This window comes from Actinomyces radicidentis (genome assembly GCF_001553565.1).
Taxonomy (GTDB): Bacteria; Actinomycetota; Actinomycetes; order Actinomycetales; family Actinomycetaceae; genus Actinomyces; species Actinomyces radicidentis.
Genome location: NZ_CP014228.1, coordinates 1,654,679 through 1,677,765, shown reverse-complemented (window position 1 = coordinate 1,677,765; position 23,087 = coordinate 1,654,679). Strand labels below are relative to the sequence as shown.

At 69.1% G+C, this 23,087-nt stretch carries 22 protein-coding genes; 15 read left to right on the top strand and 7 right to left on the bottom strand.

Annotated features, from left to right (window positions below):
* Window positions 1-7: 7 nt before the first annotated feature.
* Window positions 8-532: a hypothetical protein gene (locus AXF14_RS07050; RefSeq protein ID WP_067941993.1), complete on the bottom strand. Its 525-nt coding sequence runs from the start codon at window positions 530-532 to the stop codon at window positions 8-10.
* 103 nt (window positions 533-635) lie between these two features.
* Window positions 636-1,631 (bottom strand): aldose epimerase family protein, encoded by a 996-nt coding sequence (locus AXF14_RS07045; protein WP_067941991.1) that lies wholly within the window; start codon window positions 1,629-1,631, stop codon window positions 636-638.
* Between the two features lie 345 nt (window positions 1,632-1,976).
* Here AXF14_RS07045 and tkt point away from each other — a divergent pair, with 345 nt between their 5' ends.
* The 13 genes from tkt to AXF14_RS06980 all read left to right on the top strand — a co-directional run bounded on the left by tkt (window position 1,977) and on the right by AXF14_RS06980 (window position 14,509).
* Window positions 1,977-4,070 carry a transketolase gene (tkt, locus tag AXF14_RS07040; RefSeq protein WP_067941989.1) on the top strand — a complete coding sequence of 698 codons (2,094 nt, stop codon included), beginning with the start codon at window positions 1,977-1,979 and terminating at the stop codon, window positions 4,068-4,070.
* A gap of 269 nt (window positions 4,071-4,339) precedes the next feature.
* Complete coding sequence (locus tag AXF14_RS07035) at window positions 4,340-5,407, top strand: siderophore ABC transporter substrate-binding protein (RefSeq protein WP_067941987.1); 1,068 nt, start codon at window positions 4,340-4,342, stop codon at window positions 5,405-5,407.
* A gap of 122 nt (window positions 5,408-5,529) precedes the next feature.
* Window positions 5,530-6,456, top strand: a complete 927-nt coding sequence (locus AXF14_RS07030; protein ID WP_236756261.1) for an ABC transporter permease — start codon at window positions 5,530-5,532, stop codon at window positions 6,454-6,456.
* A complete protein-coding gene (locus AXF14_RS07025) occupies window positions 6,453-7,547 on the top strand; it encodes an iron chelate uptake ABC transporter family permease subunit (protein ID WP_067941983.1) in 1,095 nt (364 codons plus the stop codon). Before AXF14_RS07030 ends, AXF14_RS07025 begins: the two co-directional genes overlap by 4 nt.
* Window positions 7,544-8,299, top strand: coding sequence for an iron ABC transporter ATP-binding protein (locus tag AXF14_RS07020; RefSeq protein ID WP_067941981.1), 756 nt, complete (start codon window positions 7,544-7,546; stop codon window positions 8,297-8,299). Before AXF14_RS07025 ends, AXF14_RS07020 begins: the two co-directional genes overlap by 4 nt.
* 263 nt (window positions 8,300-8,562) lie before the next feature.
* Complete coding sequence (locus tag AXF14_RS07015; RefSeq protein ID WP_067941979.1) at window positions 8,563-9,033, top strand: PTS sugar transporter subunit IIA; 471 nt, start codon at window positions 8,563-8,565, stop codon at window positions 9,031-9,033.
* A 52-nt stretch (window positions 9,034-9,085) separates the two neighbouring features.
* Complete coding sequence (locus AXF14_RS07010) at window positions 9,086-9,379, top strand: PTS sugar transporter subunit IIB (protein WP_067941977.1); 294 nt, start codon at window positions 9,086-9,088, stop codon at window positions 9,377-9,379.
* 56 nt (window positions 9,380-9,435) lie between these two features.
* Window positions 9,436-10,788, top strand: a complete 1,353-nt coding sequence (locus tag AXF14_RS07005; RefSeq protein ID WP_211260066.1) for a PTS galactitol transporter subunit IIC — start codon at window positions 9,436-9,438, stop codon at window positions 10,786-10,788.
* A 45-nt stretch (window positions 10,789-10,833) separates the two neighbouring features.
* Window positions 10,834-11,505, top strand: coding sequence for a class II aldolase/adducin family protein (locus tag AXF14_RS07000; RefSeq protein WP_067941973.1), 672 nt, complete (start codon window positions 10,834-10,836; stop codon window positions 11,503-11,505).
* A gap of 16 nt (window positions 11,506-11,521) precedes the next feature.
* Window positions 11,522-12,163, top strand: a complete 642-nt coding sequence (locus AXF14_RS06995) for a histidine phosphatase family protein (RefSeq protein ID WP_067941971.1) — start codon at window positions 11,522-11,524, stop codon at window positions 12,161-12,163.
* 23 nt (window positions 12,164-12,186) lie between these two features.
* Window positions 12,187-13,194, top strand: a complete 1,008-nt coding sequence (locus tag AXF14_RS06990; RefSeq protein ID WP_067941969.1) for a dihydroxyacetone kinase subunit DhaK — start codon at window positions 12,187-12,189, stop codon at window positions 13,192-13,194.
* A gap of 7 nt (window positions 13,195-13,201) precedes the next feature.
* Window positions 13,202-13,846 (top strand): dihydroxyacetone kinase subunit L, encoded by a 645-nt coding sequence (locus AXF14_RS06985; RefSeq protein WP_067941967.1) that lies wholly within the window; start codon window positions 13,202-13,204, stop codon window positions 13,844-13,846.
* Between the two features lie 312 nt (window positions 13,847-14,158).
* Window positions 14,159-14,509, top strand: a complete 351-nt coding sequence (locus tag AXF14_RS06980; RefSeq protein WP_150118445.1) for a hypothetical protein — start codon at window positions 14,159-14,161, stop codon at window positions 14,507-14,509.
* 42 nt (window positions 14,510-14,551) lie between these two features.
* Here AXF14_RS06980 and AXF14_RS13265 read toward each other — a convergent pair whose 3' ends face one another.
* The gene (locus tag AXF14_RS13265) at window positions 14,552-15,511 is read right to left on the bottom strand and encodes a sugar-binding transcriptional regulator (protein ID WP_084355434.1); all 960 of its coding nucleotides are present in this window, start codon (window positions 15,509-15,511) and stop codon (window positions 14,552-14,554) included.
* 137 nt (window positions 15,512-15,648) lie between these two features.
* Between AXF14_RS13265 and AXF14_RS06970 the strand changes: the two genes are divergently transcribed.
* Entirely contained in the window at window positions 15,649-16,383 is a 735-nt protein-coding gene (locus AXF14_RS06970) for an L-ribulose-5-phosphate 4-epimerase (RefSeq protein ID WP_067941960.1), read from the top strand.
* A gap of 247 nt (window positions 16,384-16,630) precedes the next feature.
* On the opposite strand, the gene AXF14_RS06965 is transcribed toward AXF14_RS06970, so the two are convergent.
* The 4 genes from AXF14_RS06965 to AXF14_RS06950 form a co-directional block, all read right to left on the bottom strand.
* Entirely contained in the window at window positions 16,631-18,040 is a 1,410-nt protein-coding gene (locus tag AXF14_RS06965; RefSeq protein WP_067944167.1) for an MFS transporter, read from the bottom strand.
* A 104-nt stretch (window positions 18,041-18,144) separates the two neighbouring features.
* Window positions 18,145-19,092: a sugar kinase gene (locus AXF14_RS06960; RefSeq protein ID WP_067941958.1), complete on the bottom strand. Its 948-nt coding sequence runs from the start codon at window positions 19,090-19,092 to the stop codon at window positions 18,145-18,147.
* Complete coding sequence (locus AXF14_RS06955; RefSeq protein WP_067941955.1) at window positions 19,089-20,237, bottom strand: FecCD family ABC transporter permease; 1,149 nt, start codon at window positions 20,235-20,237, stop codon at window positions 19,089-19,091. The genes AXF14_RS06960 and AXF14_RS06955 overlap by 4 nt, the downstream gene beginning before the upstream one ends.
* On the bottom strand, window positions 20,237-21,370 hold the full coding sequence (locus tag AXF14_RS06950) for an ABC transporter substrate-binding protein (protein WP_067941952.1): 1,134 nt from the start codon (window positions 21,368-21,370) through the stop codon (window positions 20,237-20,239). The genes AXF14_RS06955 and AXF14_RS06950 overlap by 1 nt, the downstream gene beginning before the upstream one ends.
* Before the next feature lie 207 nt (window positions 21,371-21,577).
* On the opposite strand from AXF14_RS06950, the gene radA reads away from it, so the two are divergent.
* Window positions 21,578-22,999 (top strand): DNA repair protein RadA, encoded by a 1,422-nt coding sequence (radA, locus tag AXF14_RS06945; RefSeq protein ID WP_067941950.1) that lies wholly within the window; start codon window positions 21,578-21,580, stop codon window positions 22,997-22,999.
* The last annotated feature ends 88 nt before the right edge of the window (window positions 23,000-23,087 follow it).

The window sequence follows — 23,087 nt, the reverse complement described above, 5'->3', positions numbered from 1 at the left end:
CCCGGGCTCAGCCGTCCCGCTCGGCGGGGTCGCAGAGGTTCTCGTCGACGCCGAGGACCGGTCGGCCCTCGCAGGTGACGGACTCGGGCAGACGCTCCCATGACGCCGGTGCGGGCGTCCGCTCCCCCACGACCGCGATCGTCGTCGTGAGCAGCGGCTCGGGTAGGAGGCGGCCGTCGCCGTCCTCGACGCCGACGACGAGGACCTCCTCAGCGGGCTCGGTCCAGCGGTCGTCCCCCTCGCCGACGGCGAGCGCCGCGGCCGGAACACGGAAGGTGGCCCACTTGCGCTGGGCGGGGTCGAGGCGCATGACGGCGGCGTCGAGGCGGCGCTCGGGCGCACCGTCGCGGGCAGCGGCGCGCACGGCGACGACGGGGCGGCTCGGCTCGGCGAGCAGGCTCGTCACCTCGACGAGGACCTCGAGGACGCCGTCGGGCGCGAGCCGGGCGGGGAGCACCTCGAGGTCGGCGAGCGCGCAGGACGCGGGCACCGCCCCGGGGGTGCCGGGAACGGAGGCGGGCTGGTCGGTCATGACGGTCTCCTCGAAGGGGCGGCGGGTGCCACCACCTGCCCGGTTCGCAGGGGCGTGACTTGTAGCAGGGGCGGACGCGGCGCTCCCGCCTGGCGGGGCCGGATCAGCGGTCCTCGCGCAGCGAGTAGCTGAATGAGTGCGACTCCCCCACCGCGAGAGTGACGAGGTCGTCCCCCGTGTTGAAGGAGTTCGGGGGGCAGGTCATGGGCTCGACGGCGACGCCGCGGCGGAAGAGGTGCTCGCCGGTGTACACCTGCACCCACGGCGCCTCGGCCGTCATGACGACGGTACCGGGCTCGCCGCCGGCGAGTCGGACCTCCCACAGGCCGTCGGGCAGGCCCGTGTAGGCGTTGTCGGTGGAGGTCTCCCCCACCGGGCGGCCCTCGCGCCAGTCCCACTCCGTGCCCTCGATCGGTCGCCGGCCCGCGGGGGCCATCGACTCGGGGTCGGCGTCGAGGACGGTCGCGGCCGGGACGGTGAGGACGCACTCGTCCAGCGGCACGGATCGCGTGAGGTACGGGTGGGCCGAGACGCCGTACGGGGCCGGCAGCTGCCCTCCGTCGTCCTCGGGGGCTCCCGGGACGTGCGGCGCGGCGACGGCGGCCCCGACGTTGGTCGTCGTGGTGGTCACGGTGAGGCCGGTGACGGCGTCGAGCGCGAAGCGGACGGAGACCTCGAGCGCCCACGGGTAGCCGTAGGAGGCCGGCAGGCTCAGTTCGAGGGCGACCTCGCTCAGAGGCTGGCGCGCGTCGTCGGGTGCGTCGCCTTCGGGCTCGTCCGTGCCGTCCTCGGCGGCGGTGTCGCTGGCGACCTGGAAGTCGGACCATCCGACGAGGCCATGGAGCGCGGAGCCGGTCTCCGGCTCGTTGCAGGGCAGGAGGTACTCCTCGCCCCCGTAGGTGTAGCGGGAGTCCTTGACGCGATTCGGCCAGGGCACGAGGGCGCGGCCCTGCCAGCCGCAGGGCAGGGAGGTCTCGGCGTCGAAGGGGACGACGAGGTCGCGCCCGGCACGGCGCAGGTGGACGAGGGTGGCACCGGCGGTGGCGACGCGCGCCTCGTAGTCGCCGGCGCGCAGGTCGATGAGCTCTCCGTTGATCATGGGGTCATCCTCTCTCCCAGGCGAGCCCAACGGCCAGCGTCGGGACCGGTGGGAGGGACGTCGCGCGGGTGGCGGGGGACTCGACCGAGTGGGCCCCGGGACCGCCCCGTCCGGCACCGACGAGCCATCGCCCGTGCGGCCGATCGGGGTGCCGCTTCGTACGCCTCCTACGACCCGGTCGCGTACCACGGGTGCGATGCGACGCACGCCGGTCAGAGCCGTGCACATCCGTGCTCGGGCCCGGTTGTCCGGCGTCGCACCCTCGCGAGAGGATGCGGCCGTGCCCGCCGGAGCGGTCCCGACGCCCCGCCCGGCCAGAAGCCTCAACCGATGAAGGAGTCCTGCATGAGCAACGAGACCTTCGAGCTGTCCGAGAAGGACCTCAAGGCGATCAACATCTCCAAGGCGCTGGCGGCCGACGCCGTCGAGAAGACCGGCAACGGCCACCCCGGCACCCCGATCTCCCTGGCCGGAGTCGCCTACCTCCTCTACCAGTACGAGATGACGGGCGACCCCTCCGACGAGCTCTGGCTGGGACGCGACCGCTTCGTCCTCTCCGCTGGGCACGCCTCGCTCCTCCAGTACGTCCAGCTGACGCTCGCCGGCTATGGCCTCGAGGTGAGCGACCTCGCGGAGCTGCGCCAGTGGGGCTCACTGACCCCCGGCCACCCGGAGTACCACCACACCAAGGGTGTCGAGACGACGACCGGTCCGCTCGGCGCGGGCGTGTCCAACGCGGTCGGCATGGCGATGGCGGCGCGCCGCGAGCACGGCCTCCTCGATCCGAAGGCGGCTCCCGGCGAGTCCGTCTTCGACCACTACGTCTACACCGTGCTCGGAGACGGCTGCATGCAGGAGGGCGTCGCCGCGGAGGCCGCATCCCTCGCCGGCACCCAGCAGCTCGGCAACCTCATCGCCATCTACGACGACAACGACATCTCCATCGAGGGCAGCACGGACATCTCCTTCACGGAGGACCCCTCGGCCCGCTTCGAGGCCTACGGCTGGCACGTCCAGGACGTCGACTGGACCACCGGAGGCGAGTACGAGGAGGACTACGCCGCCCTCCACGCCGCTCTCGAGGCCGCCCGCGCGGAGACCACGCGGCCCTCGCTCATCCGCCTGCACACGATCATCGCGTGGCCCGCCCCCACCAAGCAGGGTTCCGAGTCCTCGCACGGCGCCAAGCTCGGCGCCGACGAGGTCGCCGGCCTGAAGAAGGCACTCGGCCTGGACCCGGAGAAGAGCTTCGACGTCCCCGAGGAGATCCTGGCCTACACGCGCCGGCACGCTGCCGAGCGCGCCGAAGCCGCCCACGGGGACTGGGACGCCCGCTTCGGCGCCTGGAAGGCGGGCAACCCGGCGGGCGCCGAGCTCCTCGACCGCGTCCAGGAGGAGCGGCTCCCCGAGGGCCTCGCGGACGCCCTGCCCACGTGGGAGCCCGGCGAGTCGATCGCCACGCGCGCCGCCTCCGGGAAGGTCCTGGACGCCCTGGCTCCGGTCGTCCCGGAGCTGTGGGGCGGCTCGGCGGACCTCGCCAGCTCCAACAACACCTCGATGAAGGGCGAGCCGAGCTTCCTGCCCGAGTCACTCGCCCAGAAGGAGGGTGACGGCCCCTTCGGCCGCACCATCCACTTCGGCATCCGCGAGCACGCGATGGGGGGCATCCTCAACGGCATCAGCCTGAACTCCATCACGCGCGCCTACGGTGGCACCTTCCTCGTCTTCGCCGACTATATGCGCGCCGCGGTCCGCCTCGCGGCGATCATGGAGGCGCCCTCGACCTTCGTGTGGACGCACGACTCCATCGGTGTCGGCGAGGACGGTCCGACCCACCAGCCGATCGAGCACCTCGCCTCCTTGCGCGCCATCCCCGGTCTCGACGTCGTGCGCCCCGGCGACGCCAACGAGACCGCCGCCGCGTGGCACGAGATCCTCAAGCGGCACCACACCCCCGCCGGGCTCGTTCTGTCCCGTCAGAACCTCACCGTCAACACGACCGCCGAGCAGGCCGCGAAGGGCGTCGCCAAGGGCGCCTACGTCCTCGCCGAGGCGACCGGCGCCGACGGCGCGGAGGTCGCACCCCAGCTCGTCCTCATCGCCACGGGCTCCGAGGTCGACGTCGCCGTCAGGGCCCGCGAGATCCTCCAGGACCAGGGCACGCCGACCCGGGTCGTCTCCGCCCCGTGCCTCGAGTGGTTCGCGGAGCAGGACACCGCCTACCGCGAGGCCGTGCTGCCCCGTGACGTCGTCAAGGTCTCCGTCGAGGCCGGTATCGCGATGTGCTGGCACCAGTACGTCGGCGACTCGGGCGCCTGCGTCTCCATCGAGCACTTCGGCGCCTCGGCCCCGGGCGCGCGGCTCTTCGAGGAGTTCGGCTTCACCGGCGAGCACGTCGCCGAGGTCGCCTCGCAGGCCCTCGCCGCCGCGCGCGCCTGAGTCGGCCGGGTCTCCGCCGACGAGTCCCCCTGGGCTCCGGCAGGGACACGCGCATCAGTCTGACGGCCCCGCCCTCTCGCACCGGGAGGGCGGGGCCGTCCGCCGTCCCGGCGCGGTCGGCGCTGGCGGAACGCGGCTTGCATCGAATATCGCCACTCGGATACGTTCTTACTCGCTGAGGTTGCCCTTACCTAACTCGACGCTGCGTCGTGAGGGCCCCGGCCCGCGTCCCCGCGGTAGCTCCTGTCCCCGGAACACCAAGGTTCACGATGTCCCGCAAGATCCCTGCGATGCTCTCGCTCGCCCTCACGGCCTCCCTGGCCCTCACCGCCTGCTCCGCCGGCTCGGGCACGAGCGCCGACGCCACCGGCGCCGCCGGCTCCACCACCGCCGCGAGCGCCGCCCAGACCGCCGGCACCGTCACGATCAAGGCCAACAACGGCACCGTCGAGGTCACGACGCCGGTCAAGGCGGCCGCCGTCCTCGACAACCGATCCTTCGAGGTCCTCGCCGACTGGGGCGTGCCCGTCGTCGCCGTCCCCAAGGGCCTCATCCCCTCCACCGTGACCGCCTACGACGTCGACGACGTCGTCGACGTCGGCAACCACCGCGAGCCCGACCTCGAGGCCCTCGTCGCCGCCAAGCCGGACCTCATCGTCTCCGGCCAGCGCTTCAGCCAGTACGACGAGGACATCGCGGCCCTCACCGAGGGCACGCCCCTGGTGGACCTCGAGCCGCGCGACGGCGAGCCGCTGGACGCCGAGCTCGAGCGCCACACGACCGCCCTCGGAGAGATCTTCGGCAAGCAGGACGAGGCCGCCGCCCTCGTCGCCGACTTCAACAAGGCCCTCGACCGCGCCAAGGCCGCCTACGACGGGACCTCCACCGTCATGGCCGTCAACGTCTCCGGCGGCGAGATCGGCTACGTCGCCCCGACCGTCGGCCGCACCTACGGGCCGGTCTTCGACCTCCTCGGCCTCAAGCCCGCGCTCGAGGTGGAGGGAGCCTCCTCCAACCACGAGGGCGACGACGTCTCCGTCGAGGCCATCGCCGAGTCGAACCCCGCCTGGATCCTCGTCCTGGACCGCGACGGCGCCATCTCCGCCGACAAGGCGGACTACAAGCCCGCCAAGGACGTCCTCGAGTCCAACACCGCACTGAGCGACGTCACCGCCCTGCGCAAGGGCCAGGTCGTCTACGCCCCGGCGGACACGTACACGAACGAGTCGATCATCACCTACACGGAGATCCTCAACGACATCGCCGACGCCTTCGAGGGCGCCTCCGGCTCCACCGACGGCGCCTCCGCGCCCGCGACGGCCTCCGAGAAGGCCTGAGCGGCGTGCCCTCCCCCAGCGCTCCGCCCGTGAGCGACGCCCCCGCCGCGCCCGCGGCGGGGGCGCGCCCCGCTCCGGGCCCGGCCCGGCGGTCCCGGGGCCGGCTCCTCACGCCCTCCCTCGTGGTCGGGACCGGCGTCGTCCTCGCGCTGCTCGGAGCGAGCCTCGCCACCGGCGAGTACTCGATCCTGTCCCACGGCGACGGCGCGCGGATGTTCCTCGCCGTGCGCGTCCCGCGCACCATCGCCCTCGTCCTGGCCGGCGCCGCGATGGCCATGTGCGGCCTCGTCATGCAGCTCATCACTCAGAACCGCTTCGTCGAGCCCACGACGACCGGCACGACCGAGTGGGCGGGCCTGGGACTGCTGGCCGTCATGATCGTCGCGCCGGGCACGAGCGTGCTGGGCCGGATGGTCGTCGCCGTCGTCTTCGCCTTCGTCGGCACCATGGTCTTCTTCGCGCTGCTGCGCCGGGTCTCGCTGCGCTCCTCCCTGCTCGTGCCGCTCATCGGCATCATGCTCGGCTCGGTGGTGAGCGCCGTGTCGACCTTCCTCGCCCTGGAGACGGACACGCTGCAGTCGCTCGGCACGTGGTTCCAGGGCTCCTTCACGAGCGTGTACCGCGGCCAGTACGAGGTCCTGTGGATCGTCCTCGCGGTCGTCGCCGGGGTCTTCGCCATGGCGGACCGCCTCACGGTGGCGGGCCTGGGGCAGGACGTGGCGACGAGCGTCGGCGTCGACTACGAGCGGGTCGTCCTCGCGGCGACGGCGCTCGTGGCCGTCGCGACGGGCGTCGTCACCGTCGTCGTCGGCTCCCTGCCCTTCCTCGGGCTCATCGTCCCCAACCTCGTCTCGATGCTGCGCGGCGACGAACTACGCTCCAACCTGCCGTGGGTGTGCCTGGCCGGGACCGGGCTCGTCACCGCCTGCGACCTGCTGGCACGCACCATCATCTCGCCCTTCGAGGTGCCGGTCTCCGTCGTCCTGGGCATCGTCGGCGCCGTCGTCTTCGTGGCGCTCATCCTGCGCCGCACCGGGAGGTCCTCATGAGCACGACGACGGCGACCTCCTCCGCGGCCGCGACGACGCCCGGGTCCGCGGACGCCCTCGTCTCGGGCGCCCGGCAGGCGCCGGCCCGCGAGCGGCGCTCCGGGGCCTTCCCGACGGCGCGCGCCCGGCGCCGCTGGTGGCTCGTCTACCTCGCGGTCACCGCGGCGGCCCTGGCGTGCGCGGCCGGGCTGCTGGCCTGGGACAACCCCATGGAGCCGGGCACACGCGCCTTCTGGCTCATCGCCCGGCGCCGCGCCGACTCCGTCGTCGCCATGACGGTCGTGGCCGTGTGCCAGGCGATGGCGACCGTCGCCTTCCAGACGGTGACGGCCAACCGCCTGCTCACGCCGTCGATCATGGGCTTCGAGTCGCTCTACCGGGCGATCCACACGACGACCGTCTACCTCCTGGGCGTCACGGGGCTCACCGCGGCGCGCACGCTCACGACCTTCGTCGGCCAGGTCATCGCGATGGTCGGCCTCTCGCTCGTCCTGTACTCCTGGCTGCTCACGAGCCGGAGGGCGAGCGTCCACGCGATGCTGCTCATCGGCGTCGTCATCGGGACGGGGCTCGGCAGCGTGTCGACCTTCATGCAGCGCCTGCTCACACCGAGCGAGTTCGACGTGCTCACCGCGCGGCTGTTCGGCTCGGTCAACAACGCCGACTCGGAGTACTACCCGGTGGCGCTGCCGCTGGTCGTCGGCGCGACGGCGCTGCTCGCGCTGGCCTCGCGGCGCCTCAACGTGCTGGCCCTCGGCCGGGACGCCGCGACGGGCCTGGGCGTCGACCACCGCCGCTGGTCGGTGGCGGTCCTCATGCTCGTCTCGGTCCTCATGGCGGTCTCGACGGCGCTCGTCGGGCCGATGACCTTCCTGGGCTTCCTCGTGGCGACCCTGGCGTACCAGGCGAGCGACACCTACGACCACCGCCACCTCTTCCCCATGGCCGTCAGCCTCGCGCTGCTCGTCCTCACGGGGTCGTACTTCCTCATGAAGCACGTCTTCGGCGCCCAGGGCGTCGTCTCCATCATCATCGAGCTCGTCGGCGGCGCGACCTTCCTCGTCGTCGTCCTGCGGAAGGGACGCCTGTGATCACCCTCGAGAAGGTCACCAAGGTCTACACCCCCGAGGTCGCCATCGGCCCGGTCGACCTGGAGATCCCGACCGGCGGCATCACCGCCTTCATCGGCCCCAACGGCGCCGGCAAGTCGACGCTGCTCACCATGATCGGGCGGCTGCTCGACATCGACGAGGGCGTCATCGAGGTCGCCGGGATGGACGTGGCGCGCACGCGCTCCAAGGACCTCGCGCGGGTGCTCTCGGTGCTGCGTCAGGAGAACCACTTCATCACGCGGCTCACGGTGCGCCAGCTCGTCGGCTTCGGACGCTTCCCCTACTCGGGTGGGCGACTGACCCGGGAGGACGAGGAGGTCGTCTCCCGCTACATCGACTTCCTGGGGCTCACCGAGCTCGAGGGCCGTTACCTCGACGAGCTCTCCGGAGGGCAGCGGCAGCGCGCCTACGTCGCGATGGTGCTGTGCCAGGAGACGGACTACGTGCTCCTGGACGAGCCGCTCAACAACCTCGACGTCGCCCACTCGGTGGAGATGATGGGGCACCTCGAGCGGGCGGCGGCGGAGCTCGGGCGGACGGTCCTCATCGTCGTGCACGACGTCAACGTGGCGGCCCGGTACGCGGACCGGATCTGCGCGGTCAAGGACGGCCGGGTGGCGCGCTTCGGCACCTGCGAGGAGATCATGCGCACGGAGGTGCTCTCGGAGATCTTCGGGACGCGGATCCAGGTGATCGAGGGACCGAGCGGACCGCTGGCCTGCTACTGGTGAGCCAGGCCCCCAACTCACCCGACACCGTTCCCCTACATGTACCTTTGTGCTATTGCATCCGTTGTCACGGTTCGACAGTCGCCGATTCCCAGGCCACAACCGGATTGCGGCACACATCACGCGCCCGCTCGATGTACATCTGTACATCGGACGGTTAGAGACTCCACCCAACTCGACCTACTCTTCGGAGGTCGCCGGCACCGACCGGCACGCGGCTGCGTGAAGACGCGCACCCGCGGTCCGTATTGCGTCGAGGAGGACACATGCAGAAGGACCTGCTAAAGCGCGACCTCATCCAGCTGGACTGGAACGTTGAGGACCAGGAAGACTTCTTCAACCGCATGGTCGAAAAGCTTCGCGCATCGGGTTACGTCGAGGACACCTTCCTCGACGCCATCAAGGCCCGCGAGGAGATCTACCCGACCGCCCTCCCTACTCAGCCTGAGGCCATCGCCATCCCGCACTCGGACGCAATTCACGTCATCGAGCCATTCATCGCCTCCACTCGTCTCGCCAAGCCCGTGCTCTGGCACGAGATGGCGAACAATGACGAGACCCACCCCGTGCGTTTCATCTTCATGCTCGGTTTCAAGAAGGAGGACGGCCACGTAGAGCTCCTCCAGATCCTTCTCGAGAACTTCCAGGATCCATCCTTCATGGAGCGCCTGGACCAGGCGCGCACAGAGAACGAGTACTTCGACGCGCTTATCACCATGTCGGGGCTCGAGTCCTGACCCAGACCACACCACCCCACTGCGCCTCATCACCCTTTAAGGAGGACCCATTATGAGCGCCAAGGTCATCGTCGCCTGCGGAAGCGGAGTCGCCACATCACAGACGGTCGCCAGCAAGGTCACCCGCCTTCTCAAGGAGGCGAAGGTCAACGCCGATGTCGAGGCAGTCGACCTCAAGTCGGTCGACCGTCATCTCGCCGGCGCCGCTGCATACATCACCATCGTGCGCGAGCAGAAGGAACGCAGCGTGCCCACTATCAACGGGATCGCCTTCCTCACTGGCATGGGTCAGGACGCGGAACTCAAGAAGCTCATCGACGCGATCCACGCCTACGACGGCAAGTGAACGCCTGAAGCCGCACATAGAAAGGTCGATCAACTATGCACGTGCTCCAGGATGGAGTGAACTTCCTGCTTTCGCTCGGTGCCGCGATCTTCGTCCCGATAATTATCATCATCGCGGGTCTCCTCGTCCGCATGAAGATCAAGGACGCGATCTCCGCCGGCATCACCTTGGGCGTCGCATTCTCCGGGATGACGATGCTCATCAACTACATGACAAGCGCGATCACGCCCGCCGCACAGGCGATGTCGAAGACCGTTGGCGTCTCCCTTCCAATCACGGACGGCGGCTGGACCACGATGTCCACCATCTCATGGTCCTGGCCCTACGCCTTCCTCATGTTCCCGATCGTGATCGGGATCAACGTGGTCCTCATCCTCTTGAAGTGGACGGAGACTTTCAACGCGGATCTGTGGAACGTGTGGGGCAAGATCTTCACAGCAGTCGCCGTGTACTACATCACCGACTCCGTCTGGCTCGCCTTCATCTTCGCCGCAGTCCAGACTGTCTTCGAGCTTAAGGCAGCCGACTACCACCAGTACCGTGTCGAGACCATGTCTGGTATCCCCGGCGTCACGATCACGCACCGCATGATCTTCCTTGCAGCGCCGATGTACCCCATCGACTGGCTCCTGCGCAAGATCCCGGGGCTCAACCGCTCGTTCGATGCTGCGGACCTTCGTGACAAGGTCGGCATCTTCGCCGAGAACCACATCCTCGGATTCATCCTGGGTATTATCTTCGGTCTTCTGGCTCGCTTTGGTGTCGCGGAGACGCTCACCCTGGGAATCCAGGCCGCGACTGCGCTCACGCTCTTCCCTGTCATCTCAAAGTACTTCATGCAGGCGCTCGAGCCAATTTCAAACGCAATCTCCGAGTACATGCAGAAGCGATTCAGCGACCGCCAGCTCTTCGTTGGCCTCGACTGGCCGTTCCTTGGTGGGGCGAACGAGATCTGGCTCGCCGTGATCTGGACGATCCCCGTCACCCTTCTGTTCTCCTTCTTCCTCCCCGGCAACGAGATCCTCCCGTTCGCGGGAATCATCAACGTCTGCATCGCGGTCGCCGCCTACTTCGCTTCGAAGGGCAACATCATCCGCATGCTGATCCAGTGCACGATCTTCGCGCCTGTGTTCCTGTGGGTCGGAACGGCATTCGCCCCCTTCATGACGCAACTCGCGAATTCGACGCACGCCGTTGACCTCGAGAAGGGCCAGATGATCTCGAACTCGTCGATCGACGCACCGATCTTCACCTATGCCCTCTCCCACCTCGCACAGATCGTGGACGGCAACTTCATGCCGCTCATCATCTTCGTCATCTGGCTCGTCTGCTTCGTGCTCTACTCCCGCGAGCTCATTACTGAGCGCAACGCCGCGCGCGCAGCCCAGGCTGCTGACGTCGAGGCGTGAGAGAACCAGATCGGCTGCATCACACAACATAAGGAGTCAAGAACAATGCTCGAGTCCCTCAAGGCAGACCTTGTCACCGTCGCCAAGCGCGCGCAACACGATGGCCTCTGCAAGCACAAGTCCGGCAACTTCTCGATCCGGGACACCGAGACGGGCCTGTTCGTCGTCTCACCGACGAGCCTCGACCGTGACCAGATGAGCCCGCGCGACGTCGTCGTCATGGATCTAGACGCCAACGTGATTGAGAACGAGTCCGGCCTCCGCCCGACGTCCGAGGTGCTCATGCACATCGAGATCTACAAGGCCCGGCCCGAGGTGCGTGCCATCGTGCACACTCACTCGCCATATGCGACGTCCTTCGCCGTGCTCCGAAAGCCGATCCCGGCAATCGTCTACGAGGTCGCCAACCTCGGTCTCACTAAGGGACGCATTCCGGTCGCGCCTTATGGCCGACCGGGTACGCCAGAGCTCGCTGACTTCGTTCGTGAAGCCGCAGCGGAGGCTGACTGCATCCTGCTCGAGAAGCACGGATCAGTCGCCCTGGACGACCGGAACATCTACGAGGCGTTCCTGAAGGCCTCCTACATCGAGGAACTCGCAGAACTCTACCACCACGCGCTCACCGCTAACGGCGGCCAGGAGCCCGAGTACTTCGAGCAGGACGAGCTGCAGAAGTGGGCCTACCCGTCCGAGATCAAGTTCCCGAACGCGCGCTGACCAGGCTGATGTCGACATGCGCATCTATCTCATCCGTCATGGACGGCAGAGCGACAGCCGTTGCAATGTCGACGTCGGCCTATCCGAGGAGGGCGTGCAGCAGGCTCGGCTCACGGGCAAGCGGCTGAGCACGTGGAGTCTCACCTCTCTCGTCGCCAGCGACATGATCCGTGCCCGCCAGACAGCGGAACACATCAACGCCTCGCTGCACGTCCCCCTCACCATCGTCCCTGCCCTGCGCGAACTGAACTTCGGGCAGATGGAGGGGCTAACCACAAGTGAGATCGACACCAGGTTCGTGGAGTTCCAGGCTGCGCAGCTACGCATCGACAGGGACGTCCACTATCCGGGGGGTGAGTCGATCTCCGACGTTATCGAGCGCGTCGTCCCCGAGCTCGAACACATCGCGAACTCGGGGGCCGACCGCATCGGCATCATCACCCACGGCGTCGTCATCCGAGCTGTTGTGACCTATGTTCTCGGAGCTCCTCCCCAACGGTGGAGGGTGATCGGTCGCAGATTCGAGAACTGCGGCATCACCGAGCTCGACGTTGACGCCGTCACCGGAGAGATGTCGCTCGAACGAGTAAACGACTACGCCCACCTCGAGAAGCACCCCGAGCTGCTCCGCGAGGCGTGGGGCGTCCGAGAGAACTGACCTGCCCCGAGAAAGGCTCCCCCATGAAGAAAATCCTTAACTCCGCAGACTCCTTCGTCCAGGACACGATGGAGGGAATCCGCGCGGCCTATGGCGATCGCGTTGACTTCCTCAATGACGACTTCCGCGTGCTCGTGTCGAAGTACCCGCGCAAGGCAGGGAAGGTGGGAATCGTCACCGCCGGCGGCTCGGGCCATCTACCTCTCTTCCTGGGCTATGTCGGCTCCGGAATGATCGACGGCTGCGCCGTCGGTGAGGTCTTCGCCTCGCCCTCATCGGAGAAGATGGCCGACATGATCCGTGCATGCGACGACGGCGCGGGTGTGCTGTGCCTGTACGGGAACTACAACGGCGACATCTTCAACTTCCGGATGGCTTGTGAGGACGTCGAATTCGACGATATCGAGACACGCCAACTGCTCGGCCGCGACGACGTCGCCTCGTCGCCGGCGGAACGTGCGGACAAGCGTCGAGGCGTCGCAGGTATCGTCTACGCCTACAAGATCGCCGGCGCAGCAGCCGACGAGCTCCGTTCGCTCGACGAGGTAGTCACGGTGACGGAGAAGGCCTTGGCCAACATTCGTACGATGGGTGTCGCACTCTCCCCATGCATCGTGCCGAAGGTCGGTGAACCCACCTTCACCATCGCCGACGACGAGATCGAGATCGGTATGGGCATCCATGGCGAGGCCGGAATCTCAGTGGAGAAGATGCTCACGGCCGACCAGATCGCGGAGCGCATCCTCGACACGATCGAGGCTGACATGCCGCTGACCGCCGGGGACGAGGTCTCTGTCATGATCAATGGTCTGGGGTCGACTCCGCTTGAGGAACAGTTCATTGTGTACCGCGGAGTGAGCGACCGTCTCAAGGCCAAGGGAGTCTCGATCGTTATGCCGCACATCGGAGAGTTCGCGACCTCCATGGAGATGGCCGGTCTCTCGATCACCGTCTTCAAGCTCGACGACGAGCTCAAGAAGCTTCTACTTGCGCCGGCTTCAACCCCCTTCTACACCAACACCAACAAGTGAGGCAGACATGGTCACCAAGGACACTCTGATCTCCGTCACCGCATCGATCAGCGCGCTGATGGAGACAAACCGCGATTATCTCGTCAGCCTGGACCAGGTCAACGGTGACGGCGACCTCGGCATCTCAATGGACGACGGCTTCCGCGCCCTCGCCGCTCACTTCTCGCAAGCCGAGGACACCGATCTGGGACAGCTCCTCCGGAAGGGAGGCAAGGTCTTCAACGAAGCCGCTCCGTCCTCCCTCGGGACTATACTCACTTTCGGCCTGATGGGAATGGCAAAGGCCCTCAAGGGGAGTGACGAGGTCGACTTCCCTGCAGCCGCTGAAGCGCTTCGGGCCGGCGTCCAAAACATCATGGACAAGGCGGAGTCCAAGCCTGGCGAAAAGACGATTATCGATGCGCTCGTTCCAGGGGCAGATGCACTCGTCGCCGGTGCCGCGCAGGCGGCAGGTGACGCGGCCGCGGAGTCGGATCTCCTCGGGGCCGCCGCTGAGGCTGCCGCGGCTGGCTCCGAGTCCACCAAGGAGATGGAAGCCGTCCACGGACGTGCGGCGTACTCAGCGGCGCGCTCCATCGGAGTCCTCGACGGAGGCTCAGTCGTAGGACGCCTGATCTTCGAGGGAATCGCGAACAGTCGCCAGTCCGAGTAGGTTTCGTCCATGGCACGCCCCGCTGCTACGCAGCACATCGTCAGCACTCCGCACACCCCGAGGTTCCACAGCGCAGTCACGCGCTATCGGACCGCTGTGTTCACGCCTTCGCGAGGGCTGCAGGGAGTACTTCTGACACTCTGCTGCGTGGCAGCGGGCTTCATGGTCGTACCTGGGACGCTCCGCAACCTAGCCTGGGTTGTCGGGGCCGTCGTGTTCCTGTGGCACGTCACGGAGGCACCGCGCTCACGACTGCTCGCTGCCCGAAGTGATCCTTTCCGCCAGACCGGCGAGCCAGAGACACTCCAGCTCATGCACGACGGAATCAAGCAGGATCTCCCAGACGTCGGCCCGAGGTTCCACCCCTGGAAGAACGTGGTCGACGGGCACTTCGACGACGACTATCTGTACCTGGCTCTGTGCGGTGGTGAGATCCTCGGTATCTCCCTCGACGCGAATGACCAAGTCGCAGGCAGCGAGTCGTCCGTTGTCCCCTACGTGCGCAAGGCGACCGGCAAGCAGGTCAGTCGTCTCGATCCCAGCCTACGTTCGCGCCTCCACGACACCCAGTTGCGTCGCGCCAACTATGTCGATGAGCGCCCTGGGCTCACCGAACGAATCACGGGCTTCTCTAGGTCGAACAAGCGCCGTTCAGGAGATTGAGAGGCCTCGGACAGCCAGGAGCGGACATCGCTGATCCCACCCTCAAAGCCGGTTTCGAATCGCGTTCGCAGTCTCGAAGTCCGTGACAAGAGTATTGACGATCCGTCCCCGAATAGCCGCGATGATTGCCTCCACCTTCTCAGGACCAGCAGCAACTCCAATCACCTGCGGCACGCGTTTGAGATCGTCCAGCGGCAGCGCCAATGTCCGTGCGCTCAAAGGCGTCACCACCTGGTTCCCGTTCCAGTCGTAGTGATGGTCGAGGATGTGGCCGATGGCGTGTCCATCGTCAAGAGCCTTCAGCACGTCCGACGAGAGGTAATCCGCTAGGATATTGCCCGCGCCATGAGCGTCCATTCCAGCGACTCCGACCATCGCGATGTCAGCCCTTGCGCCGAGAGCCAGAGTGGTCGCGACGCGCTCCTCACGCATAAGCGGTTTCAAGAGCGCCGGGTTGTCGATGATCAGCGGCATCGACATTCGCGAAACCCTAGCCCCTAAACGTTGAGCGACAGCAGCACAGATTGTGGGGGCGTCGCGCCCCCACGCAGGCATGCCGCCTGCGATCGAGCCCAGAAGTTGTACAACCGTACAGCCCGGACGCGGAAGCGAGGGAAGATGGTGCGCCATTGCCGCAATCGATCGCCCGTTGCCGAGAGCGAGCACCTGGCCGTCGACCAGACAATCACTCAGAAGCTCCGCTGCACAGCGTCCGATTGCACCGAGCACGTCCGAGTCAGGAACCTCCGCCACACGGATTCCTGTTAGAGGAAGCGCTGCCCGCAGATCACGTTCAATCGCCAGAATATGATCCAAAGGATGAGAGATCGAGATCCGCACAATTCCTATCGCGCGCGCCTGCGACAGGAGTCTTGAGATGTGAGGTCGTGAGTACCCAATCTCGCGCGAGATCTCGGCTTGAGTTCGCCCATCCTCGTAATACATGCGCGAGACCCGCAGCAAGAGCTCGATCTCCTCGCGACTGTTTCTGGCCGCCACCATGCGTCAATACTACTAGGCGGTTGTCACTCGCACATTCGTGCACCCAGGGAGCTGCGGTGCCCGCACCCGGCGACCGACAATCGGACCACCACCCAGACACGGCCCACCGGCCGCACCGATCACGAAGGAGTCATCACGTGAGTGAGAAGATCGTCCTCGCCGAGCTCGACGAGACCCTGCAGGCCGCGGTCCAGGACACCCGCGAGCGCGTCGCCGCCCTCCACGGCGAGCTCATCCGCTGGAACCTCGTCGTGTGGACCGCCGGCAGCGTCTCCGAGCGCGTCGTCGTCGACCGCGGCGACGGCCCGGAGAAGACCGACCTGTTCGTCATCAAGCCCTCCGGCGTCTCCTACGACGCGCTGAGCGCCGACAACATGGTCGTGTGCACCCTCGACGGCGAGAAGATCGAGGACGGCACGCCGGCCTCCCTCACCCCCTCCTCGGACACCGCCGCCCACGCCTACGTCTACCGTCACCGCGAGGACGTCGGCGGCGTCGTCCACACGCACTCCACCTACGCCACCGCCTGGGCCGCCCGTCGCGAGCCCATCCCCTGCGCCCTGACCATGATGGGCGACGAGTTCGGCGGAGAGATCCCCGTCGGCCCCTTCGCCCTCATCGGCGACGACTCGATCGGCCGCGGCGTCGTCGAGACCCTCAAGGGCTCCAAGTCCCCCGCGGTCCTCATGGCCAACCACGGTCCCTTCACCATCGGCAAGGACGCCCGGGGCGCGGTCAAGGCCGCCGCCATGTGCGAGGAGGTCGCCCGCACCGTCCACATCGCCAGGCAGGGCGGGGAGATCCACCTCATCCCGCAGGACCTCGTCGACTCCCTCAACGACCGCTACCAGAACGTCTACGGCCAGCACTGAGCCGGCCACGCGCGTCAGCGCACCCACATTCCCTTCCTCCGGTCTCGCACCCGCTGCGCGCCCTCGCACCTGCGCGAGGACGCGCAGCGGGTGCGACACTGTGCAACAGGTGCCGACGCCGTCGACGCAGCGCTGCGCCGCCGCGCGGACTCCCAGCACAACGATTCCGGCCCCTGACGTCGCAATGACGTCGGGGGCCGGACCGTGTCCGAGGGCGCCGGGCGGCCGCTCGGGCCGCGACCATCGCTCAGATGCTCTCAAGGGACTCGCCCTTGGTCTCGTGGGCGAAGAGGTAGGTGATACCGCCCAGGAGGAGCAGCACCGCGAAGATGAGGAACGGAAGGAAGACGACCTCCGCGCTCAGCTCACCGGAACCGACGAGGGCGCCCACGAAGTAGGGTCCGACGATCTTGGCGATGGCGCCGATGCCGTAGCCCAGGCCGAGTCCGGTGGAGCGGGCCTCCGTCGGGAACTGCTCGCCGCCGAAGGCGTTGAGGATGCCGAAGGCGCCGTCGCCGAAGGCCATGACGATGATGATGCCGATGAAGAAGATGTAGCCGGCGTGGTGGACCTGGCTCACGTCGGAGCCGGAGGCGACCATGCGGGTCGAGAAGGCGGCGATGAGCGCGCCGACGGCGCCGATGAGACCGAAGCTGAACATCGTCCAGCGGCGGCCGATGCGGTCGGAGAGCCAGGCCGAGCCGAGGCGGCCGAGGAGGTCGGCCAGGGAGACGAGCATGAAGAGGGTCGCCACGTGGCCGGCGTCGAACTTGAAGGACTGGCCGAGCAGCGTCTGCCCCCAGGACTGGACGGTGAAGGAGCCCAGGATGAAGCAGAAGGAGCCGAGCGCGACGACGACGAGCGACTTCGGGTACTTGTGGAAGATGACGGAGTAGGACGCGGAGGTCTCCTCGGGGATCTCCGGGAGGGCAACGACCTGCTCCTCGGGGATCTCCATGGCCCACGCGTAGGCGCGGCGGGCGTCCTCCTCGCGACCGGAGGTCTGCAGGAAGCGCGGGGACTCGGGCACGACCCGGGCCCACAGCAGCAGGAGGATCGGGACGCAGCCGATGGCGACGAGGCCGCGCCAGCCGATCGGGCCGGCGAGGTACTTGGTGGCGAGCGAGCCGAGGAAGATGCCGGCGGGGATGAAGACGCTCGTGAGGCCGGACAGGAGGCCGCGCTGCTTGGCGGGCACGAACTCCTGGACGTAGGGCACGGAGGTGATGTTGAGGCCGCCGACGCCGAAGCCGACGCCGGTGCGCAGGACCGCCAGGAGCAGCCAGCCGTTGGTCGGGGTGAAGGCCGAGGCGGCGGTGAAGATGACGAGGACGACGATGCACCACACGAAGGCGTGCTTGCGCCCGAACATGTCGGCCAGGCGGCCCCAGGTGATCGAGCCGAGGACGGTGCCGAGGCCCGCGCCGGCGAGGATGACGCCGGAGTGGAAGCCGGTGAGGTGCCAGGCGGGGTCGGCGATCAGCAGGTTGACGATGAAGCCGATGAGGAACATGTCGAAGAACTCCGACACGTTGCCCAGGATCGCCATGGTGATGAGGGACTTCTGGTGCCCGGTGAGGCGGTGGTTGTCGATCTGCTGCGCGGCCGTGCGGCCTGCCGGCGCTCCCGCGGGCGCAGCCGTGGTGGAGGTGCTCATCATTAAACCGTTCTCGAAGAGGGTGTGGGACCCCGTGGCCGGGTGCGCGCACCCGGCCACGGGCTGCCGCCGACGGCGGCGTTGTGGGGCTGACGCCCCGGTGCTCAGCGGACGATGTCCGAGGAGAGGGAGCCCTCGAGCTCGGCGGCCCGCACGTGGGTGAGGTCGCCGTGGTGGGTGAGGGCGAACTGGGCGACCTTGGTGCCCATCTGGATGCCGCGGTCGACGTCGCCGTCGAGCCAGCCGTGGAGGGTGCCCGCGACGAAGGAGTCGCCGGCGCCGGGGCGGTCGATGACGGGGACGGACCTGATCTCGTAGGTCTTGTCGCCCTCGGCCGTGGACAGGTAGGTGCCGTTGCGCCCGTCGGTGGACACGACGGTGGGGACGCCCATCTCCTCGCGGAGGGCGTGGCTGGAGTCGACGCCCTCGCCGTCGATCCCGAAGACGATGCGGGCGTCGGAGCGCGAGCAGAAGAGGATGGAGGCCGTGCGGGCGATGGGCTCGAGGACCTCGCGGGCCTTCTCACCGCTCCACAGGAGGGAGCGGAAGTTGACGTCGAGGGCGATGTCGACGCCGCGCTCGGCGGCGGCGTCGGCGAAGTAGCGCACGACGCGGGCGGTGTTGTCGGTGAGGGCGGCGGTGATGCCGGTGAGGAAGACGACGCGGGTGTCCAGGAGGGCGTCCCAGTTGAACTCCTCGGGGACGATGTCCCGGAAGGGCGTGTACTCGCGGTCGTAGGTGACCTTGCCGGGGAGCGGGAACTCGCCGGGCTCGAGGAAGTAGAGGGCGACGCGGCCGTGGTCGGTCATGACCACGTGGCTCATGTCGACGCCGACGGCGGAGTACTCGAGGGCGATCTTGTCCGCGAGCTCGCCCTTGGGGAGCTTCGTCGTCCAGGCGGTGGAGCGGCCGAGCTCGGACAGGAGGCCGGAGACGTTCGCCTCCGAGCCGGCTGCGGTGAAACGGAGGGAACGGGCGGTCTGGAGGCGCTCTCCGCGCTCGCAGGTGAAGCGGATCTGGCCCTCGCCGATGGTCGTGAGGTCGTACGTCATTGTTCGAGTCCTTCTTCTGGCGGCCCGGGGCCGTCTCCCGACCGGGCGTCGGCCCGGGCGGGGATGTGTGTGCAGGGTTGAGGTGAAGGCTGGAGGTCCGTGGCCGGGCGCCGAGCGCCCGGCCACGGTAGTGCGAGGGGTGGCGCGCCCGCGGTGACGGTCCAGGCGTGGGCCGGTCCGCCGAGGAGGCGCATGAGGTGGGGCGCCATGATGCCGACGAAGCCGATCGGGCCGGCGAGCGCGGTGGCGCCGGAGCACAGCGCGACGGCACCGAGGGCGGCGACGGCGCGTCCTCGCACGACGGGGACGCCGAGGCCCGTGGCGACGTCCTCCCCCATGGCGAGGGCGTCGAGGACGCGGGCCTGGGAGAGCACGAGGACGAGGCCGACGGCCATGACGACGAGTGCGGGGACGATGAGGTCCCAGGTGCGTCCGGAGACGATGCCGGTCTGCCAGCGGCGGGTGGACTTGAGGTCGTTGACCTTGACGAGGCTGACGGCGCCGGCGACGGCGGACAGGACCGCGGCGGTGGCGGCGCCGGCGAGGACGAGGGTGAGGGGGCTGGCGCCGGTGGGGCTGAGCGAGGCGACCGTCCACATGAAGACGAAGGCGATCGCGGCGCCGAGCAGGGCCGAGACGAGGTAGGCGCCGGGGGTGGCGAGCCCGAGGAGGCCCGTGGCGAGGACGACGGCGGTGGTGGCGCCGGCGTTGACGCCGAGGAGGCCGGGGTCGGCGAACGGGTTGCGGGTGATGCCCTGCATGGCCGCGCCGGACGCGGCGAGGGCGGCGCCGGCGGCGAGGGCGACGACGGTGCGCGTGAGGCGGGCGCCGAGAACGGCGGCGACCGTGGAGCTGAGGCTCGCGCCGTCGCCGCGGGCCCAGGTGAGGACCTCGCGTAGCGGGACCTCGCGGGCGCCGAGGGCGAGGGAGGCGATGACAGCGAGGACGAGCAGGACCGCGAGCGCGGCGAGGACGGCCCCGCGGGAGGCGAGACGGCCGGCCGGCCGGGAGCCCGCGCCGGAGGCTCCGCCGGCACCGCGGCGGCTCCGGCGCGCGCGCGAGTCGCCCCGGGGCGCACGGGCGTCGGCCCGCGCCCCCGTCCGGGGCGCGGGCCGCGTCGTCGCTGCCGTGGGGCGTGCGGGCATCAGGAGGCCGTGGTGGCCGTGGCGGAGGCGGTCGCGCTCGCCGAGCCGCCCGTGACGGCGGCGGCGATCTGCGGGACGTGGTTCTCGCAGCACCAGGGCAGGGAGAGCGGCGAGGCGGCCGACAGGCTCATGACGGTCGTGTTGTCCGTGACGAAGAGGGCGGTGCCGTCCTTGACGGCGGGGATGGTGGAGAGAAGCTCGTTGGCCTCGACGGCCTTGACGGCGGCCTCGTCGTTCGCCCAGGACCAGAAGAGGTCGGAGGTGAGGGCGTCGGCCTTCTCCGCGGAGTACTCGACGAAGAACTCGTCCTCGGTGTCCGCGCCGCCGTCCGCGGCGGCGGGGGCCATCGTCATGCCGAGCATGTCGAAGAGGCGGGGGCGGTTGTCCGCCTTGGTGTAGAGGTTGATGGTGGAGCTCGTCACGTCGAGGTTCGCGGCGATGTAGGTCTTGGACCTGAGCTCGGGGTACGTGCCGGCGGCCGTCTGGATGGCCTCGGTGGTCTTGGTGACGAGCTCCTCGGCGGCGGCGGAACGGCCCAGGGCCTGACCGATGACCTTCGTCGTCGTCTCCCAGGGGGTGCCGTAGGCGGCGACGCCCTTGGGGTAGGCGATGGTCGGGGCGATGGCGGAGAGCTGGGTGTACTCGTCCTCGGTCATGCCGGAGTAGGTCCCGAGGATGAGGTCGGGCTCGAGGGCGGCGATCTCCTGGACGTTGATGCCGTCGGTCTCGGAGTACTGCTTCGGGGCCTTGTCCGTGTCCCAGCCGGCACCGAGGGCCTCGAGGGCGTCGGTCGTCCAGGGGTAGGAGCCGTTCTCGTCGGCGCCCCAGGAGACGGTCGGCACGCCGACGGGGACGACGCCGAGGGCGATGACGACGTCGTCGTTGGTCCAGGAGGCGGTGGCGATCTTGGTCGGCTCGGCCTCGATGGTCGTGGAGCCGTAGACGTGCTCGATGGTGACGGGGAAGGAGTCGGTGGCGCCCTTGGAGGCGTTGCCGGCGGCGGCGCTGGCGCCGGTGGCGGCGTCGTCGTCCGAGGAGCAGGCGGCGAGGAGGGCGGCGAGACCGAGTCCGGCACCGCCCGCGAGGACCGAGCGGCGCGTGAGCGCGGGCGTGCGGCGGTTCTGGTCGGCCACGGTGGGGTCCCTTCGTCGGGGCGGGACCGAGGTCCCGCGAATTGAGCAAGATCGATCTTGCCATATGCGCGCGCGGGCGACCAAGGTGACCCTAAGTACCCCTGGTCACGCCCCTCGCCGGGCCCGCCGCAGGAGGCGGCACCCGGTGCCGCTCACGGCGCCACGAGGCCCGCGGTTCGTGTCGCACCCCGCCGGTAGCCTGCCGCCATGCCCTCAGCCAAGACCACCAAGGCGCGGGTCTCCTACGTCTGCACCGAGTGCGGCTGGACGAGCCCCAAGTGGCTCGGCCAGTGCCGCGAGTGCAAGGCCTGGGGGACCCTCGAGGAGTTCCGCGAGGCCGCGGGCGGAGGCGCCGTCGTCTCCGGCGGCCAGCTCGCCAGGGCCGCCGCGGTGCGCCCCGCGGTGCCCGCGCGCCCCATCGGGGACGTGAGCGCGGAGGAGGCCCGCGCCCGCCCGACCGGCGTCGGCGAGCTCGACCGCGTCCTCGGCGGCGGGATCGTGCCCGGCGCCGTCGTGCTGCTCGCCGGGGAGCCGGGCGTCGGCAAGTCCACGCTCCTCCTCGACGTCGCCGCCAAGTCCGCCGCCGTCTCGCGCGAGCGCGGCGAGGGCCCCGTCCTCTACGTCACCGGCGAGGAGTCCGCGAGCCAGGTGCGCCTGCGCGCCGAGCGCATCGACGCCATCGACCCGGCGCTGCTCCTGGCCAGCGAGACCGAGCTGGGGGCCCTGCTGGGGCACGTCGAGGCCGCCGGCCCCTCCCTGCTCGTCGTCGACTCCGTCCAGACGATCGCCTCCGCGGCCGTGGAGGGCTCGGCGGGCGGCGTCACCCAGGTCCGCGCCGTCACCGGCGCCCTCATCTCCGTGGCCAAGGAGCGCGGCATCCCCGTCCTCCTCGTCGGGCACGTCACCAAGGACGGCGGGATCGCCGGCCCGCGTGTCCTCGAGCACCTCGTCGACGTCGTGTGCCAGTTCGAGGGCGACCGCCACGCCCGCCTCCGGCTGCTGCGAGCGGTCAAGAACCGCTACGGGCCGACGGACGAGGTCGGCTGCTTCGACCTGGGCGAGCGCGGCATCGTCGGCCTGGAGGACCCGAGCGGGCTCTTCCTGTCCTCGGCGCGCTCCGAGGTCCCCGGCACCTGCGCCACCGTCACCCTCGAGGGGCGGCGCCCCATGCCGGTCGAGGTCCAGGCCCTCGTGGCCGGGACGAACGCGGGCTCGCCACGGCGCACCACCTCCGGCGTCGACCACTCGCGCGTCGCCATGACGCTCGCGGTCCTCCAGGCGAGGCTGCGCGTGGACACCTCGAGCTCGGACGTCTACGTCTCCACGGTCGGCGGCGCGCGCGCCGTCGAGCCCGCCACGGACCTGGCGGTCGCCATCTCCGTGGTGAGCGCGGCGCAGAACCTGCCCACTCCCCCGGGGCTCGTCGCCTTCGGCGAGGTCGGCCTCACCGGGGAGGTGCGCGCGACGGTCGGCGTCCAGCGGCGCCTGGCGGAGGCGGCGCGCCTCGGCTTCACCCGCGCCATCGTTCCCCTGGCGGGCTCGGGGGAGCTGCGACCGGTGCCGGGCATGCAGTACCTGCCGGTGAGCCACCTCGGAGAGGCCGTCGGAGCGGCCCTGCCCCGGTCCTGACCGGCGCGCGCGACCGGGCGAACCAGCCCGCACGGCAGCGCCTTGCGAGGCACAGGTCACGGCGTCGGCATGACGCCCGCGGATACGA